At 46.7% G+C, this 16,931-nt stretch carries 14 protein-coding genes and 3 pseudogenes; 7 read left to right on the forward strand and 10 right to left on the reverse strand.

The window, feature by feature from the left end; genetic code table 11:
* The first annotated feature begins 58 nt into the window (after nt 1-58).
* The 3 genes from MJO57_RS28645 to MJO57_RS28655 are packed head-to-tail and all read left to right on the forward strand — an operon-like array spanning nt 59 to nt 2,247.
* Nucleotides 59-1,285 (forward strand): ISL3 family transposase, encoded by a 1,227-nt coding sequence (locus tag MJO57_RS28645; protein ID WP_252020638.1) that lies wholly within the window; start codon nt 59-61, stop codon nt 1,283-1,285.
* Between the two features lie 22 nt (nt 1,286-1,307).
* Entirely contained in the window at nt 1,308-1,796 is a 489-nt protein-coding gene (locus MJO57_RS28650; protein ID WP_252018121.1) for a transposase, read from the forward strand.
* Nucleotides 1,765-2,247, forward strand: a complete 483-nt coding sequence (locus MJO57_RS28655; protein ID WP_252026893.1) for an IS1595 family transposase — start codon at nt 1,765-1,767, stop codon at nt 2,245-2,247. Before MJO57_RS28650 ends, MJO57_RS28655 begins: the two co-directional genes overlap by 32 nt.
* Here MJO57_RS28655 and MJO57_RS28660 read toward each other — a convergent pair.
* From MJO57_RS28660 to MJO57_RS28665, 3 genes and pseudogenes are all read right to left on the reverse strand, one after another.
* Entirely contained in the window at nt 2,217-2,657 is a 441-nt protein-coding gene (locus MJO57_RS28660) for a hypothetical protein (protein WP_252020640.1), read from the reverse strand. The two genes, MJO57_RS28655 and MJO57_RS28660, sit on opposite strands and share 31 nt — an antisense overlap.
* 171 nt (nt 2,658-2,828) lie before the next feature.
* Nucleotides 2,829-2,987 (reverse strand): transposase, encoded by a 159-nt coding sequence (locus MJO57_RS33520; RefSeq protein ID WP_371924926.1) that lies wholly within the window; start codon nt 2,985-2,987, stop codon nt 2,829-2,831.
* A gap of 11 nt (nt 2,988-2,998) precedes the next feature.
* Nucleotides 2,999-4,315 (reverse strand): annotated as a pseudogene (locus MJO57_RS28665) (IS1182 family transposase); the annotation flags it as partial.
* Nucleotides 4,316-4,640: 325 nt separating this feature from the next.
* Between MJO57_RS28665 and MJO57_RS28670 the strand changes: the two are divergent.
* Nucleotides 4,641-5,000, forward strand: coding sequence for an SDR family oxidoreductase (locus MJO57_RS28670; RefSeq protein WP_252020643.1), 360 nt, complete (start codon nt 4,641-4,643; stop codon nt 4,998-5,000).
* Between the two features lie 9 nt (nt 5,001-5,009).
* Here MJO57_RS28670 and phaR read toward each other — a convergent pair whose 3' ends face one another.
* From phaR to MJO57_RS28700, 6 genes and pseudogenes are all read right to left on the reverse strand, one after another.
* The gene (gene phaR / locus MJO57_RS28675) at nt 5,010-5,450 is read right to left on the reverse strand and encodes a polyhydroxyalkanoate synthesis repressor PhaR (RefSeq protein WP_066016645.1); all 441 of its coding nucleotides are present in this window, start codon (nt 5,448-5,450) and stop codon (nt 5,010-5,012) included.
* 169 nt (nt 5,451-5,619) lie between these two features.
* A protein-coding gene (locus MJO57_RS28680; protein WP_252020645.1) for an IS3 family transposase occupies nt 5,620-6,782 on the reverse strand; the annotation gives its coding sequence in 2 pieces (ribosomal slippage) (nt 5,620-6,527 and nt 6,527-6,782; 1,164 coding nt in all).
* 98 nt (nt 6,783-6,880) lie between these two features.
* Entirely contained in the window at nt 6,881-8,665 is a 1,785-nt protein-coding gene (gene phaC, locus MJO57_RS28685; RefSeq protein WP_252020647.1) for a class I poly(R)-hydroxyalkanoic acid synthase, read from the reverse strand.
* Nucleotides 8,666-8,761: 96 nt separating this feature from the next.
* The gene (locus MJO57_RS28690) at nt 8,762-8,938 is read right to left on the reverse strand and encodes an SDR family oxidoreductase (protein WP_252020649.1); all 177 of its coding nucleotides are present in this window, start codon (nt 8,936-8,938) and stop codon (nt 8,762-8,764) included.
* Between the two features lie 34 nt (nt 8,939-8,972).
* Nucleotides 8,973-9,515 (reverse strand): SDR family NAD(P)-dependent oxidoreductase, encoded by a 543-nt coding sequence (locus MJO57_RS28695; RefSeq protein ID WP_252020651.1) that lies wholly within the window; start codon nt 9,513-9,515, stop codon nt 8,973-8,975.
* A gap of 502 nt (nt 9,516-10,017) precedes the next feature.
* Nucleotides 10,018-11,003 (reverse strand): annotated as a pseudogene (locus MJO57_RS28700) (IS5 family transposase).
* Nucleotides 11,004-11,210: 207 nt separating this feature from the next.
* On the opposite strand from MJO57_RS28700, the gene MJO57_RS28705 reads away from it, so the two are divergent.
* Entirely contained in the window at nt 11,211-12,572 is a 1,362-nt protein-coding gene (locus MJO57_RS28705; protein WP_252018151.1) for an ISNCY family transposase, read from the forward strand.
* A gap of 246 nt (nt 12,573-12,818) precedes the next feature.
* Here MJO57_RS28705 and MJO57_RS28710 read toward each other — a convergent pair whose 3' ends face one another.
* Nucleotides 12,819-14,333, reverse strand: coding sequence for an IS66 family transposase (locus tag MJO57_RS28710; protein WP_252017330.1), 1,515 nt, complete (start codon nt 14,331-14,333; stop codon nt 12,819-12,821).
* 153 nt (nt 14,334-14,486) lie between these two features.
* Here MJO57_RS28710 and MJO57_RS28715 point away from each other — a divergent pair, with 153 nt between their 5' ends.
* Complete coding sequence (locus tag MJO57_RS28715; RefSeq protein ID WP_252020653.1) at nt 14,487-14,744, forward strand: hypothetical protein; 258 nt, start codon at nt 14,487-14,489, stop codon at nt 14,742-14,744.
* Between the two features lie 256 nt (nt 14,745-15,000).
* Nucleotides 15,001-16,924: pseudogene (locus MJO57_RS28720) on the forward strand (PrkA family serine protein kinase).
* The last annotated feature ends 7 nt before the right edge of the window (nt 16,925-16,931 follow it).

Here is a 16,931-nt window from a genome sequence, read left to right on the forward strand (position 1 = left end):
GAAATAGCCTTCAGAGGAAGATTGATTTGTAAGGATCAAAACTTCTGAAGGATCAGACATGTCTGCAACCCCATCACTTCGTCCTATGTTCGCATTTCCTGGCTGGGTAATCGAGCGAATTGATATTGACTGGAATATCAAACATGCCTTTGTCCATCTCCGTCGGGATGGCCGTATACAACACGTCAGATGTAGTAAGTGCGAAACACCTATGGGGCAGATGAAGACAAACGATCGAAGCGTTCAGGATCTGCCACTGGGGACTCTTCAGGTAAATCTTCTCTTCACTGCATTTCAAGGGCGTTGCTCTCGTTGCGGTAATATAGAAACAGTCACGCCTCCGGGGCTTGCACCTAAAGCTCAAGCAACAGAGCGACTTAAAAGGCATGTCAGCCATCTATGCCGCTATATGCCATGTGACAAGGTTCCTGAATTCATTGCTATCTCTGGCGGCACCGCTCGTCGCTGGGATAAAGAGATGCTCATGAAGATGCTGCCTGCACCCAAGCGGGATGGTATTCGCGCTCTTCTTATCGATGAAAAATCCATTGGTAAGGGGCATCATTTTTTAACCGTTGCTCTGAATGCTGATACCGGTGAAACGCTGTTCCTTGGTGAAGGAAAAAAGAAAGAAGTTCTGGATCGGTTCCTTTCCAGTCTGACAGAAGAACAAAAAGCAAGCATTGAATGCGTTGGTATTGACCGTGGTGGAAGCTATCAGGCTTCAGTGAGAGAGCATCTGCCAAACGCCGATATTGTATACGACAAGTTTCATATTATTGCCAATTACAACGATGTGATTGACCAAATCAGGCGCAGGGAGTGGCGACAGGCAGAAGAAGAGGACAAGCCGTTTATCAAAGGGCAACGCTTTAACCTGTTCAGAAATCCTGAGAATTTAACACCAAAAGGGCAAAGTAATCTGAAGGAGTTGTTAGCCATGAATGAGGATCTCAATCAGGCATATATCCTGAAAGATATGCTAAAACAGCTATGGACGTACAAATATAAAGCCTGTGCCAGAAAGTGCCTGGACAACTGGATAGCACTTGCCAAAGAAACAGGGATATCCGAGTTAAAGAAGTTCGCCAAGGGGTTAGACAGAGCTAGAGAAGGGTTACTGTCATACTGCCAGCATCGTATAACCAGCGCGAAAATCGAAGCCTTCAATGGGGTTATCAAACGGATCATCTATAAAGCATGCGGTTACAATGACCTTGATTACCTATATTTGAAAAGGCTCTTTTCGAATTCCGAACTGCTGAACTATCCTTGGTGGATATAATTAGCCATCGCCAGCATTGACCATGAATATAGGCCGAATCTCAGATCTCATCAGTAATGACACCTGCTTTGAGATGATCCGTGAGAACCGCTGGCCAGATGGCACTGTTCTCTGTCCGCACTGTGATTCTGAGAATGTCAAAAAGAATGGACACGACAATGTGCAGGTAGAGTGCCAGCACTATTACTGTAAGTCCTGTAAGCGCTACTTCGATGACCTGACAAATACGGTTTTCGCAGGACACCACCGACCACTCAAAGTCTGGATTGCCTGTCTCTATTTAATGGGGCTGAACGTCTCCAACAGCCAGATAGCTCAGGAACTTGATCTGTGTGTCAGTGATGCACACCATATGACCACAGTCTTACGAAATGGTGTTGTTGACCGAAAGCCTGAAGTGATTCTTGATGGCGAAGTTGAATTCGACGAGGTCTACATTGTAGCTGGTCACAAGGGACACCCTGAAGCATTAAAAAAATCTGGATCGTCCACCGAGAAAAAGAAGGCTTAAAGGCGCTCCGGGCCGTGGGACTCTTGAAAAAGACAAACCGCCGGTATTGGGAATGATTCAAAGGGGAGGTCAGGTCATTATCAACATGCTGTCGAACGTTAAGAAGGCGACAATCGAACCATTTATCAAGAAACACGTAGCCCCACAGAGCCAGATTTATACCGATGAATACAACATCTATGATGACCTTGAAAGCTGGGGCTTCAGACATAAAACGGTCTGTCACGGCAAAGGTGAGTATGCTCGTGATGATGACAAAGACGGTATTTACGAGGTGCATGTTAATACTATGGAGGGGTTTTGGTCACTTCTACGCTCGTGGCTAAGGCCTCACAGGGGAATATCCCAAGAGGCTTTACCCCTTTACCTTGGCTTTTTTGAGTTTTTGCATAATATTGGCCGAAGAGGCAAAAGTCTTCTTCAGCCCTTAGTCAACTTGCTGGTTACATAGCAGTCTGGAATTGGAAAAGAGCCTAACTTTTCACCTGCATTGTGCAGCTGTCGCATAGATCGCTTTTGACAACCACGCCACTGATTGTAACGGTGACAGTACTGGGCATAGCTGTAGGCATTGAGGGGGTGGGCCTGACAGTATTCTTCCCAGAGTCGTTGTTTGGTCACTTCCTTGCGCTTCAGTTCCTGATGCACCTCAGCCCAGTCAGGATCAATCAACCCTTTTCGATTGGCTATCGAGGCATCGGGAAACAGCGCCTGAATAAGCTCAGGCTCAGATATATCCTCTGCCAGGGGCCAGCTTAATTCCGATTCCTGAAAGGCCTTAACGTAGTTGGATACCGTCCCCACACTGACCCGTACACTGCGGGAAATTTGTCGGAAGCTGAGTTGGCTGCCAAACCGCATCCGGAGTATTTCTAGGAGGCTGTCCGAGAACTAGCTATTGAAAAAACGAAAGCTTCAGCATTTTCTTGGCTGATCAAATATTGACCTAAATTTAGCCTGTTTTAGGGTAAAAATTGCGTTTTTTACCCTTTTGCTTGCCTTTATGCTGCCATTTTAAGCCTTTTTGCTTCTTCAAGACGGATTGATCCCGTTTGAAACCAATTTGACAATTTTTTTGAAATTATAAGCACTGCAGACCAGTGAAAATTCTCCAGCCACTTTTTCCTTACCCCGGACACTGAACCCTCTGAATCCTGAGTTCTTGATTTGGCCAAAAGGCGGTTCCGCAATACCTTGCGACGCTCATAAACCGCTTTGGCCTCTTTGGTTTCCATTTTGCGGTTCATCGCCTGGCGTATGGCTTCGTGGCGGTCTGTGCGAATCACTTTCCCCGGGTCTTTGTTGTCACCACTGCACCTTTTACGTAACGGGCAATCCCGGCAGATATCTTTACTGACGCGGTAGCTTTTGTGTTTTGCTTTGCTAGCCGTGTTATAAATCAGCTTCTCACCGGCAGGGCAGGTAAAGCTGTCGTCTGCTTCATGGTAAATAAAATCCGCTTTGACAAACTTTCTGTCAGAGTCTTCCAGTCCCTCTGTTGCAGGCTTCTCCTGTCGATCCGTAGCCATGTAAGCGTCAATGTTCGCATCATCAAACGCTTGCAGGTTGGGCCCTGAGTAATAGCCATTATCCTCACTCATTTTGCCAATGGACGCGTTATCTGTTGCTTCTGCAATGGCTTCAAGTGCAGGCTTTACTTCCTGCTTGTCATTGGCATGCTGGCTGATGTGCTGGCCAACAATGATACCATTATCGCTGTCGACGCTGATCTGGGCGTTATAACTGTACTGATAGCCACTGCCTTTTTTACCCATGATCCTGGCATCATGATCAGCAAAGCTGATTTGCTTTTTGTCGTCTATCGGCTTATCGGGATTCAGGGCCTGTTCCCGTTCTTCAAGCGCTTTTTTGGCCTCCTGGATTTTCTCTAACCGTTCCTGCTTGAATTGCAAGTCTTCAGGAATGCTGTAGCCAGTCTCCTGCTGATAAGCATCGTCCTCTTCACTGTCACTGGTTTCGGCTTTTTTAATCAGGGCCTCAACTTCAGCCATTAATTCAGCTTCTTTGGCCTTAAGTCGTGCGTAGCTCATGGCCTTATGCTTTGATGAGTCGGCTTTGAATTTGGAACCATCAAGAGCGATGTGGCCCAGCGAGGCCATCTGTAGTTCCCGGGCGAGCAGCACGCTCTGTTTGAAACTGCTTTTAAAAAAGGTGGCCTGGTTTTTACGAAAGTCACTGAGCACCCGGAAATTTGGGCAGTGCTGTTTGGCGATATACATGAAAGCCAAGTCCTGATTGCAGCGCCGTTCAATCTCCCTGGAGCTGAACACACCATGGCTATAGGCATAGATCAGGATCGATATAATCAGTCGTGGGTGGTAGGCATTCTGGCCAAGATGGTGATACTGCTTTTCCACTTCAGAGGTGTCGATATGCTTGAAGATATCTTCAAAAACGAAGCAATCATGATCTGGTGGCAGCAGGTCGAAGATGTTCGATGGGAACATCAGGTGCTGGTCAAAATCAGCAGGGTTATCTTTGAATTTGATTGATGACATCCGTTTCGGCAACAATAAAGTGGGCAGAAGATGCCTGATTATACTTAATCAGGCTATTCTCGGACAGCCTCCTAGTAGCTTACGCATGGTAATCCTGTTTTCTGTCATGGCCGGTTCCCTCTCTTGGTACAGATAAGAACGGCCAAAGTTATGGAAAATCAATGCATAAGAAGATATTTGTTAGCTGTATTAGACCGGTTTATGGTCTGTTGAACAGCGTTTCTGGAAGCTTGAACGGTGATTCTGGAAATCATCAAAAAGTGTTCAAAAGAAACCAGAATAGGTGTTCAAGTGTTACCAGAATGGGTGTTCAAGTGTTACCAGAATGAGTGTTCAAGAGTTACCAGAATATGCAAAGAGCGCCTATATCGCAGCGAAGCACGGTCTGCTCGGTTTTAGTAAAACCATTGCGTTAGAAGTGGCCGAGTACGACATCACCATTAACACTATTTGTCCAGCCTATGTAAAAACGCCGCTAGTGGAAAAGCAGATTGCTGACCAGGCTAAGTACTACGGTATCAGCGAAGATGAAGTGATCAGTAAGATTATGCTGGCCCCGATGCCGAAGCAAAGTTTTATTTCGTTGGAAGAGGTTACTGGTAGCGTTTTGTTTTTGTTGAACCCAGTGAGCCGAAATATGACGGGGCAGACAATAGTGTTGGATGGAGCCTGGACCGCCCGCTAATTCATCGGCTTATTTTTCCTCATTATCTGAGTCTTGGTGGGTGAATTTTTGCCAAGTGTCGAGGTTTTGTTCCATGATTTTACTGATCATGCCGATAGGACCAGCATCAATCATATTTTTAAGCAAGCCTTGCATCGTATCCTGTTGCTTGAGGAAGTGGTTCAGACTCTGCTCCAGGTATTGACGTAAAAAAACTTGCATATCATCGCCGTAAAAACGAATCAGTTGTTTCAGCAACGTATCTGTAAGCAATGATTGCTCGTTACTACTCTCCTGTTCACTGATGATCTGCAGGAGAATGCTCTTGGTGATGTCATCGCCAGTTTTAGAATCAACTACTGCAAAGTCAATATGCTCCAGAGTTAATAATTTTACATAGTCAAGATTAACGTACTGACTCTGAGATGTGTCGTACAATCGTCGGTTGGGATACTTTTTGATTGTGATCAAAGCCAGCTCCTACATGGTGAAGGTTGAAGAAAACATTAAGGGAGCAGGTAACTTCAAAGTAGCGGTTCCCTCAATATCCCGTTGGAGGATAAATTCACAGCATAAAAAACCACGATTATGATGGATCGTGGCATTAATGAGAATACTGATTGGTCAATAATTGTAGTGGTCAACCAATTCCGGACAGTAACTTAGTTTGTTCCTCTGCCAAGGCTGGAGGAACACCATCGTTATATTGATGTGGCCGTTGATAGTTGTAGTATTCCATCAGGTAATGACCAATATCTTTTCTGGCCTCAGCCAGCGACATGTAGCCAGTCGACGGTACCCATTCAGTTTTCAAGATTCTAAACAAACGTTCCATTGGGGAATTGTCCCAGCAATTCCCTCGTCGACTCATGCTTTGAGTCATACGATAGCGCCACAGACGCTGTCTGAACTTACGACTTGTATACTGACTCCCTTGATCCGAGTGGAACAGCACTTTGCAAGGCTTTCCCCTTAGCTGGTAAGCCATATCCAAAGCCTTGACCACCAAATCTGCATCAGGGTTGTCTGACAAGCTCCAACCGATGACCCGGCGAGCATAAAGGTCAATCACTACAGCAAGATAACGCCAGCGCCCCCCAGCCCAGATATAAGTGATATCTCCGCACCAGGCTTCATTTGGAGTCGCTCTGTCGAACTGCCTGTTCAGAATATTGGGAATATCTGGTCTTTCAATCGTTGCCACCTTATATGAGTGAGAGCCTGGCTGTTTACAGGTCAACCCGGCTTCTTTCATCAGCTGGCGAACTTTGTACCGACCAATCGTATAACCTCGATCCCGCATCATGCCGAGCAGTGTTCTACTGCCTGCTGATGTCCGACTTTGATTGAACAAATGATTAACTTCACTGCGCAGTTTCAAACGCTCAGAGTTGATTCGTTTTTTGCTTTTCAGATACTCGTAAAAACAAGAGGCTGGTACATCAAATACTGAACAGACCATGGAAACAGCTTCGCACTCCCTTAACTGGTCTATCAGTGCATACGTTCGAATTCGTCTGACATCAAGAGAGCCGTAGCCTTTTTTAATATCGCCTTTTCTCTTTCCAGGCGATTAACCCGAGCTTCAAGTTCCTGAATTTTCCACTGCTCAGGTGTCAATGCCGGGTTGTTAGGAGTATCACCCCCTCGCTCCTTTTCCAACTGTTTTACCCAGCGGCGCAGGACGTTTTCAGTAACACCGATAGACTTGCCAGCTTCAGGGACTGAGTAGCCCTGATCAAGAACCAGGCGGGCAGCTTCCAGCTTAAATTCTGCTGTATATGAACGACGCTGTCTTGTCATTAAACACCTCTTCTAAGGTGGCAACTTTACCACCTAAAATGGTGTCCGGGATCATTTAACCACTACAAATTACAGGCGATATCAATCTTGATATTGTTTTAAATCCGCACTTTTACATAGCTACCAGGAGCGGGTTCCAGCGCTGGAAAATCTGGATGTATCCCAACTTTCTGAGCATCGACTTTGTCACCTGAAAGGCCTGCCAGCCAACGATACCAGTCGCACCACCAGGAGCCCTCCACCTTGGTGGCCTCGTTCAGCCAAGCGTGGGGATCTTCCGGTAAACTTTCATTGCCGACACTGCTGTCGCAGGCCCAGTAAGGGTATTTACCCGATTCAGCGGGGTTGATAATGCCAGCAATATGGCCGGAGCCAGCTAAGATAAAGCGCTTCATGGCTGCCTGTCGGCTGATTCCGTCGCCAAGACGGCGAGCACTTTGGTAGGCGCTTTCCCAAAGAACAATGTGATCAGCTTTAGGGGCTACAAAGTAAGTGGGTAGATTTATCGTAGACAGATTGATGGGTACCTCATTGAGGATCACGCTACCGGCCTCAACAAAGCAGTTGTTGAGATAGGCGTTGCGAATATAGAAGTTAAAGGTATTGGCGGGCAGGTTGGTTGCATCGCTGTTCCAGTATAAGATGTCAAATGCGGAGGGTGTTTCCCCTTTGAGATAGTTGTTAATATAAAATGGCCAGTAGAGGTTATTTTCTCGCAAAAGACTAAAGCTCATACCCAGAATACGACCATCCAGCACACCATGAGTGCCAGTCTCTTTTTCTAAATGGGATAATATTTGTTCGGAGATAAAATTACCTATTTCTCCTGGCTCATCGTAGTCGAGAAGGGTCGTGAAAAATGTCATGCTGTTGATACGTTCGTCGCCAATATTTTGCAGGTATGATTGCGTAGTGGCCAGCAGCATACCACCAACGCAATAACCAGCGGTGTTGATCTTATTCTCTCCCGTGATAGCTTCCACTGCATCAAGAGCTGCCACCGGACCTTGAAGCATGTAATCGTCAAACTGCTTATCAGCCATTTGCGCCGATGGATTGACCCAGGAAATCATAAAGACGGTGAAACCCTGTTTAACGAGCCAGTGCACCATCGATTTTTTATGATCGAGGTCAAGAATGTAGTACTTGTTGATAAACGGTGGCACAAACAACAGTGGTCGCTGTAAGCATTTTTTGGTATCCGGAGTGTATTGAATTAACTGCATCAGGTCGTTTTGGTAGATCACTTCACCTGGTGTGGCGGCAAGATTTGTACCGAGTTCAAAAGCCTCAAGATCCGTTTGCAAAATATTCAAAGCATCGGCTGGGCTTTGTTTGAGGTCACGAACTAGATTTTCCATGCCTTTTAGTAAGTTGGAGCCCTTGCTTTTAAGGATTTCGCGGCAAACTTCCGGGTTACTGTATGCGAAGTTCGCAGGTGAAAGAGCACTGACAAACTGACGGGTGAAGAACTTCGTTTGTTGCTTGAATTGGGGATCTTTAAATTCAAACTGCTCGACGAGATCTTCCAGCATTTTTGCGTTTAACAGATAGGCTTGTTTTAAGAAGTAAAACACAGGCTCTGTGTTCCAGTCACTATCCTGAAAACGAGGGTCGCGCTCGCCCTCGTCAGTAAATTGAGACAGGGTCTGTTTTTTAAAAAAAGCCTGGCCAACTTGTTGCCAAAGCTGCCGCTGATTTTCCATAAAATCCATCTGAAGCTTAATCAGTTGAGCTGCGTCCATTTGTACGGGTTGCTCTCGCCACTGTTTAATCAGATTTTCGAGGATAGCCTTGGGGGTTAACCGGTCGTGCCGGTTTCGCATGGCATGGGAGAGACTATTATCCAGAAGGTTTAAGAACCCTTCAGCTACTTCTTTCACTAGGGGCTGCTGAATAGCTGCTCGAAGTGATCACTCTGGTTTACCAACCTTACCTCCTCCCAATTAATGCCCCCCAAAGTATGAGGTACTTAGGTGTCAGCGAATCAATAAGTATCGACTGTCGATTAGTACATGTGTTTGGCCGCCGTTAACAGAGAGTGTAGAACCGGTGATAAAACCAGCGTCATCGCTGACTAAGAAGGCCGCTGCTCGGGCAATATCTTTAGGTGTACCCAGTCGACCAACGGGAATACTATCGGTGATTTTTTCCAAGATGGCTTCAGGTAACGCGCGAACCATATCGGTGTCAACATAACACCGGGGTGATGGCGTTGACGGTGATGCCTTTGGCCGCACTTTCAAGCGCCAGTGCTTTGGTGAAGCCCTGTATACCGGATTTTGCAGCGGCGTAATTGACTTGGCCGTATTGGCCTGACTGCCCATTGACTGAACCAATATTGACAATACGACCAAAATTCCTGGAACGCATATTTTCGATCACGGCCTTACAGGTATTGAAGCAAGAGGCAAGGTTGGTTTGAATGACGGCGTCCCACTGTTCGACGTCCATTCGGTGCATGGTTTTATCGCGTGTAATGCCTGCGTTGTTGATAAGGATATCAGTAGGGCCGAAGTCTACTTCGATCTGCGAGATACCCTTTTGGGTGGCTGCAAAGTTACTTACATCAAACTTAATAACAGGGATACCGGTACGATCCATAAATGCTTGTGCTGCTTGATCATTGCTTACGTAATTTGCAATAACGGTGTAACCTAGGTCTTTGAGGTGAGTACTGATTGTTTCACCAATTCCTCGAGTACCACCTGTCACGATCGCTATTTTGCTCAATTGTATCGCCTCCAAATCACGATAATAAATATCAAGTATTTATAGATAAAACCAAATGCTATAAGCAAGTTTGCAATAAATCGGTTTAAGCGTGTTTTCGCCTATCCCCTCTCTAGGGAGTTAACCAAGTAAAATCATATTTTCTAATTGAGTAAGGCTGGCTCACATATACAATTTCAGTTGGTTGTACATATTCTGTCAGTCCAGTGTACAAGCATTAACCAGTAAAAAATTCGTACTAAAATTATAGACGTCTTTAATCGTTTAGGTTCTATTTGATATACTTTCATATATACTTACAATTTCTTTAAAAAAGTAGCATCTGGAATTTTCTGAAAATATCGAGAGATTGAGTCTATAAAACAGAAGTCGGTAGTCGTATAAATAAAGTTCGAACAACCCAGTCCATTTCATAAGTTGATGGGTTAATCCTTTTCAAACTGGCCTGCTTCTCAGGTTTTGATGGAAAAGTCTCTAATATTCACACACAAATGGAAATATCTTACAGTTTTCGGGCGGGTAAACCCTGTGCCCGAATCATTTGACCAAACCTGACGATATTCGCCAGCCCAAACAGTATTGCCAGCTTGTTGTCGTTTTTCTCAAGCCCTTTTTAGATGGCTTTCACAAAACCAAACTGGCATTTGATGATTCTGAAGGGATGCTCCAAAAATGCCCTGATACTGGCCTTGTTGTATTCCAATTTCAATGCATCATTATTCTTTCGAGGGTGCTTTTTCAGCTCTTTGAGCCGGGATGGAATTTCAGCGATAAACCACTCAGCAGACACATCCTGCAACTCGGGGCGTTGTTCTGCTCCATGGTAACCGGAATCACTGAATATAAACTGCTCAACCCATGGAGCAGTTCTCCTGTCTGATTGAGATCATGCTCATTGGCAGAAGTGGTTGTAAGACTATGAGTCAGCACGGTACAGGCATCAACGCCAATGTGAGCCTTCATACCGAAGTGCTACTGATTAACCTTTTTAGTCTGGTGCATATCAGGATCACGCTGCTTATCTTTATTTTTGGTCGACGTCGGTGCTTTGATAATGGTGGCATCCACCAGGGTGCCTTCTTTCAGGATGACACCAGAGTCCGTAAGCCAGTTATTAATCTCAGTAAAAATCGCTCGCCCCAGCTGGTGTTTTTCGAGCAAGTGCCGGAAGTTCATGATGGTTGTGCGATCAGGGATGGCTTTGTCCAGCGATAATCCGGCAAACAGACGCATAGATGAAATTTCGTACAATGAATCTTCCATGCCCTCGTTGCTGAGACTGTACCACTGCTGGAGGTAATGAATACGAACCATCACCTCCAGTAGGTAAGGGCGACGACCATTACCAGGCTTTGGGTAATAAGGCTCAATGACACTGATAATTCTTTGCCATGGCACAAGCTTTTCCATTTTGGCAAAAAAACGCTCTTTTCGGGTTGTTCTGCGTTTTTGCAAAAACTCACTATCTGAAAAACTGAGCTGACTCATTGATAGAAACCCAAGCTGGAAGCGGTAGAAATATTATCTCATGACCCGAGACTTATTCGCATTTTCCCTAGTTCTCGTCCAAAAACACAACCAATTGAAAACTGTAGATTTTATCCTGAAAAATTAAGTGGAGCCCTACTGCTATCTGGCGACTAAACTTCCCAAGAGCAAGAAACATAAGGGATTGCCAAAAACAGAGGACTCCAAATGCGCAAAAAACGCAACCCGCAGTGTAGTATGGAACTCCATTACGTACCTCATGAAATCTGCTCCCAGCTTTCCGGTATCTCGCAATGGCTTGACGCCCATCCACAGTTCAATGACTGGATTTATGAGGACTTAAGTTCTTGTGATAAACAGAACACTGGGCGGAACGGACTATCAGCAGAATCCGTTCTTCGTGCGGCACTCCTGAAACAGTATTTGAATTGTGATTATGACTACTTGTCGTTTGTTTTGATGGACTCCATGCTCTTTCGAGACTTTTGTCGCCTCGAACCAAACCAGCGCCCCAGTCGCTCCAGTTTGCATGGGCTCATCAGCCTTCTTACTGCATCTACATGGGAACGGATTAATAACTGTCAGCTAATGACCGCTAAAGATCAGGGTATTGAAAAAGGGCGCACTGTGGCTATTGACAGCACAGTCACCGAATCGGATATCAAACCTCCTTGCGACAGTGATCTTTTAGCCAGTTCCGTTAAAGAAATTTGTCGGCTGCTGGAACGGGGACAAACACTGACAGCGACACCGCTTTATGAATATACCCATCACAACCGAGCCGTAAAAGATGCGGCCAGAAAATGCATCTACGCTGGCAAAGAAGAGCGGCATCAGCATTATAAAAAACTGCTGCAGTTGACCCGAAAATCCCGGAAGGTACTTATCGAAGCTACTGTCACGCTAGCAAACGCCCGTCAGCAGGGGCAGTGTCTCCTGGCTGATGATGCCGACAAGTGGCAGGCCGATGTGGATCACCTGTTACCCCTGGTGGATGCAATAGTCTCCCAGACAGAGCGCAGGGTCTTTAAGGGTGAAAAGGTGCCAGCCCAGGAAAAAGTGGTTAGCCTGTATGAACCCCATACGGATATCATCGTAAAAGACAGGCGGCAAGTACAGTATGGCCATAAACTGAACCTGGTTCAGGGAAAAAGTCGATTGATCCTGGACCTGGTTATTGAGGAAGGTAACCCAGCGGATTCGGACCAATTCATTCCGATGATGGAAAGACAAAAAGAAATTTATGGTCGTGTACCTCGCCAGACAAGCGGTGACGGCGGATACGCGTGTCGCGCTAATTTGGAAAAAGCCAAGGCCATGGGAATCAGCGATGTAGCTTTTAATAAGAAGCGCGGACTTGAAGTCGAAGAGATGACTAAAAGTCAGTATGTGTATAAAACGCTCTTTCGCTTCCGGGCAGGTATTGAAGCGGGAATTTCGTGGCTAAAGAGATGTTTTGGGCTATCACGTTGCCACTGCAAGGGTTCTGAGCGTTTTGATTCTCATTGCTGGTTATCGGTGGTCTGTTACAACCTGGTGATTCTGGCCAGACACCCGGCACCATCCTGATAGCCACCTCCACGCTACATGAAAGTACCTTTCCAGCATGGTGGGAGGATGTTTTCTGCCTGCTTTTCGCGTTTTTCTCCAATATCCGTCCCAGATTAGAGAAAAAAAGGGAAGAGTTTTTGCGGCTCTCTGGAATTTCAGGAAATATCAAAACGCACGTACAATCTAATTATGATTGCCTGATGCGTTTTTGGACGAGAACTCCCTAACTTTATTCCTGATGCCGGTTCCAAAAATGATTTGTAACTATTCAGCACTGAGCAAAGGCATATTACAGTAATTCCGAACAGCTCTATGAAGTGATTGATATATGTCCATTCCCTGTTTTCTGGCAGACGACAAATAGCTGCGAATCCGTGCAAACATAGAACCACCGTCTGCACTCCTGAAGCAGCCTGAGATTTTCTGCTTTAACTTGGCCATTCGAACATCCCGCTCACTGCCATTGTTATCGAAGGGAATGGTAAAATCTGACATGAAGCGCAGTGTCTCAGCCTTGAACTCAGTGAGTCGTTTGAAGAGATTGTAAGCTTTAGTATTCTTGACTTTCTTGCGCTTAAGCTCCTCTCGTTGCTTCTCCATATAGACGACTTCTTTCATTAGAGCCCGCTGAAGCAACCGGTCATAAATCTTCTCGATTCGTTCACAGACAACACTTGGCATCTGTAGCATACCTATGGTCTTAAAGCCCTTGCAGTAATGCCAGGAAAGCCTCAGTAGCTTCATCAATCGCAACGCCAGTTGATTGCTGTCCCTATCAACAACACCCAAAAGCTCCCTCAGGTGATGGGCATTGCAAAGTACGTGAGTTGCCGCATATGCAAAATAGGATTTCCAATGATCATGAACCAGAACGCCTGCAAATGTTAGCAGTATGCCCATCGTGTCCATGGCCTCACGACCTCGCTTTTCAGACAAGTAGTAGAGCGTCCATTGTTCATCCCGCATAACGTGTAGCCAGTGCAAAGAGCCCTCGGCCCGCATACCCGTTTCATCGGCTCCGGCAACAGACGATTCCCGCAAGGCGTCACGAATAACCTCTTCAGTAGAAGCCAGATTTTCATAGGTTCTGGCCACAAAATTGGCGACAGTGCCTGCACTTACACTCATTTTATAGAGAGTATTAAAATACTCTGACACGCGCTTAAAAGGCAGGAAATGGTATTGGTTAAGATAGACGGCCATAGCCTGTGTGGCTGAGCCATATTGTGCGGCAGCGGTAACACCTTCCGGGAATTCAGCCTGATTCCGACAACCACAAGTGCAGATTTTTACTTCAGCTCTATGGGCCGTTACTTCAAATTCACCCGGTCTCCCTGGTTCAAACACCTGTCGTTCAATATATTTGACCGGCTCACTATCAAGAAGAGACGCCTGACATTTATTGCATTCTTTAACCGGAAGGTACTCAATATAGTCAGGGATATCGACCTGTTTAAGACAAGTGCCCTGATGCCCTTTCTTTCCACCGGCTTTATTACCAGAAGACTGTCTCAGACTTTTAGGATTGGGTTTTTCATCCGATGGATCGGTACCTTTATCTGCGGAAAGGTCGTCAGAATGATCTGGAGAATTACTGTTTTTACAAGGTTTTTGATAACCATCAGACGATGGCGGCTTGCTGCTGTTTTGACTGTTCTTGCCAACCTTTTCTTCCAATTCTCGACATCGCTCTTCCAGACAGGCAACTCTCATCCGCAGCTCTGCATTCTCTTTCAAGAGAATCTCAGCCGACATAGTTGCGGGTAGTTCTGGAATCATGCTGGCGAATATTGTGGAAAAATGGTGCTTAAGAGGATGGTATAAAAATCAGAAAATTCCAGATTTATGTGGGGGTGCTGAACAGTTACAATGATTTAACTCTATTTGCTACAATTAAGCGACAGATAATGAGTAAAGAGAGTAATTATGGCTATGAAAACTACTTATGAAAGCCCTGTTGCATTTGAAACCGACCTCTCTGCCGATTTGCTCAGCAAAGCCAGAGCGCTGCATGTGGATGTCCATGCCGTGATTCAACGAGCGGTGGCAGCGCAAGCGAACCTTTCCGACATTGAACGACAGATCGCCCTTGCCTGTGAACAGCAGAGCAGTCAGATTTATCATCATTTGATTGACAGTTACCCCCTGAAAGAGGTCGGCATCAGGGACTGTTACCGAAAGAGCCGGTAACTTGATCAACATATCCCGCGCCTCATTCAGTCACGGTATGCGCGCTGTACCGGTCTTTTTTACTTCAAGTGATACCCAGGTTTGATTCGTTGATCATTTCACGGTGAGACTCGTTGATTGCCTGTCAGGCTACAGGCCTCATGGGAGGCGTGCATTTGTATTCATGGGACCAGGGAGGCAGCTGTGTTGCTCTGCTGTCTGATCCGATCCGATGTCTTCTTTCTTCCTCTCTATCCATAACGGTGGGATGTCTACTATGTCCATTTTTGCGCAATACCAGCAACGGTATGAAGCGGTTCAACAGGAAGAGCTGAGTCTGCTGGATTATCTCAAACTCTGTAAAGAGGACCCGTCGGTCTATGCCAATGCGGCCGAGCGCATGCTGAAAGCCATTGGTGAGCCAGAAGTAATTGATACCGCCCGTGATCCGCGACTGAGCCGCATCTTCTCCAACAAGTTAATCAAACGCTACCCGGCGTTCAAAGAGTTTTACGGTATGGAAGAGGCCATTGAGCAGATGGTCTCTTATTTCAAACACGCGGCTCAGGGGCTGGAAGAGAAAAAACAGATACTTTACCTGCTTGGCCCGGTGGGAGGCGGCAAGTCTTCTCTGGCCGAAAAATTGAAGCAGTTAATGGAACGGGTGCCGTTTTACGCCATCAAAGGCTCGCCGGTGTTTGAATCCCCGCTGGGGCTGTTCAATCCTGATGAGGATGGGGTTATTCTCAAGGAGGAATACGGCATTCCCGGTCGCTACCTCAATTACATCATGTCTCCCTGGGCGGTCAAACGCCTGAACGAATTTGGGGGGCGACCTCACCCAGTTCCGGGTGGTTAAGCTCTACCCAAGCCGGCTGAATCAAATCGCTATTGCCAAAACCGAACCCGGTGATGAAAACAACCAGGATATTTCCAGCCTGGTGGGCAAGGTGGATATTCGCCAGCTGGAAGAGTATTCCCAGGACGATCCCGACGCCTACAGTTTTTCGGGGGCGTTGTGCCGGGCCAACCAGGGCATCATGGAATTCGTGGAGATGTTCAAGGCGCCCATCAAAGTGCTGCACCCGCTGCTGACCGCCACCCAGGAAGGCAACTACAACAGCACCGAAGGGTTGGGGGCGATTCCCTACGAGGGGATTCTGCTGGCGCACTCCAATGAGTCCGAATGGCAGTCCTTCCGGAACAACAAGACCAATGAAGCCTTCATCGACCGGGTCAACATCGTGAAGGTGCCGTACTGTGTCCGGGTCAGTGAAGAGGTGCACATTTACCAGAAGTTGCTGGAACACAGCTCGCTGAAGGCCGCGCCCTGTGCCCCGGATACCCTCAAGATGCTGGCCCAGTTTACCGTGCTGTCACGGATCAAGGAGCCGGAGAACTCTTCCATCTACTCCAAGATGAAAGTGTACGACGGTGATAACCTGAAGGACACCGACCCCAATGCCAAGCCATTGCAGGAATACCGGGATATGGCCGGGGTGGATGAAGGCATGAACGGGCTCTCTACCCGGTTTGCTTTCAAGATCCTGTCCAAAGTATTCAACTTCGATCCGACTGAAGTGGCGGCCAACCCGGTACACCTGCTTTATGTGCTGGAACAGCAGATTGAGCAGCACCAGTTTCCGGAAGAAATCCAGGACCGTTACCTCGCCTTTCTCAAAGAGTATCTGACCCCCAAATACATTGAGTTTCTTGGCAAGGAGATCCAGACCGCGTACCTTGAGTCATACTCCGAATACGGTCAGAACATCTTTGACCGCTACATTACCTACGCTGACTTCTGGATTCAGGATCAGGAATTCCGGGACCCGGATACCGGACATATTCTGGATCGGGGCGCCTTGAGCGAAGAGCTGGAAAAAATCGAAAAACCGGCGGGCATCGCCAATCCCAAGGATTTCCGCAACGAAGTGGTCAACTTTGTACTGCGGGCCCGGGCCAACCACGACGGCAAAAACCCCAGCTGGTTAAGCTACGAGAAGATGCGTACCGTCATTGAGAAGAAAATGTTTTCCAATACCGAAGACCTGTTGCCGGTCATCTCTTTCAATGCCAAAGGGTCGCAGGAAGACCAGCGAAAACACGCGGACTTCGTTTCCCGTATGGTGGTCCACGGTTATACCGAGAAACAGGTACGGCTGCTGTCAGAATGGTACATCCGGGTCCGGAAGTCTCAATGATTCCGCA

Source organism: Endozoicomonas sp. SCSIO W0465 (assembly GCF_023716865.1).
Classification (GTDB): domain Bacteria; phylum Pseudomonadota; class Gammaproteobacteria; order Pseudomonadales; family Endozoicomonadaceae; genus Endozoicomonas.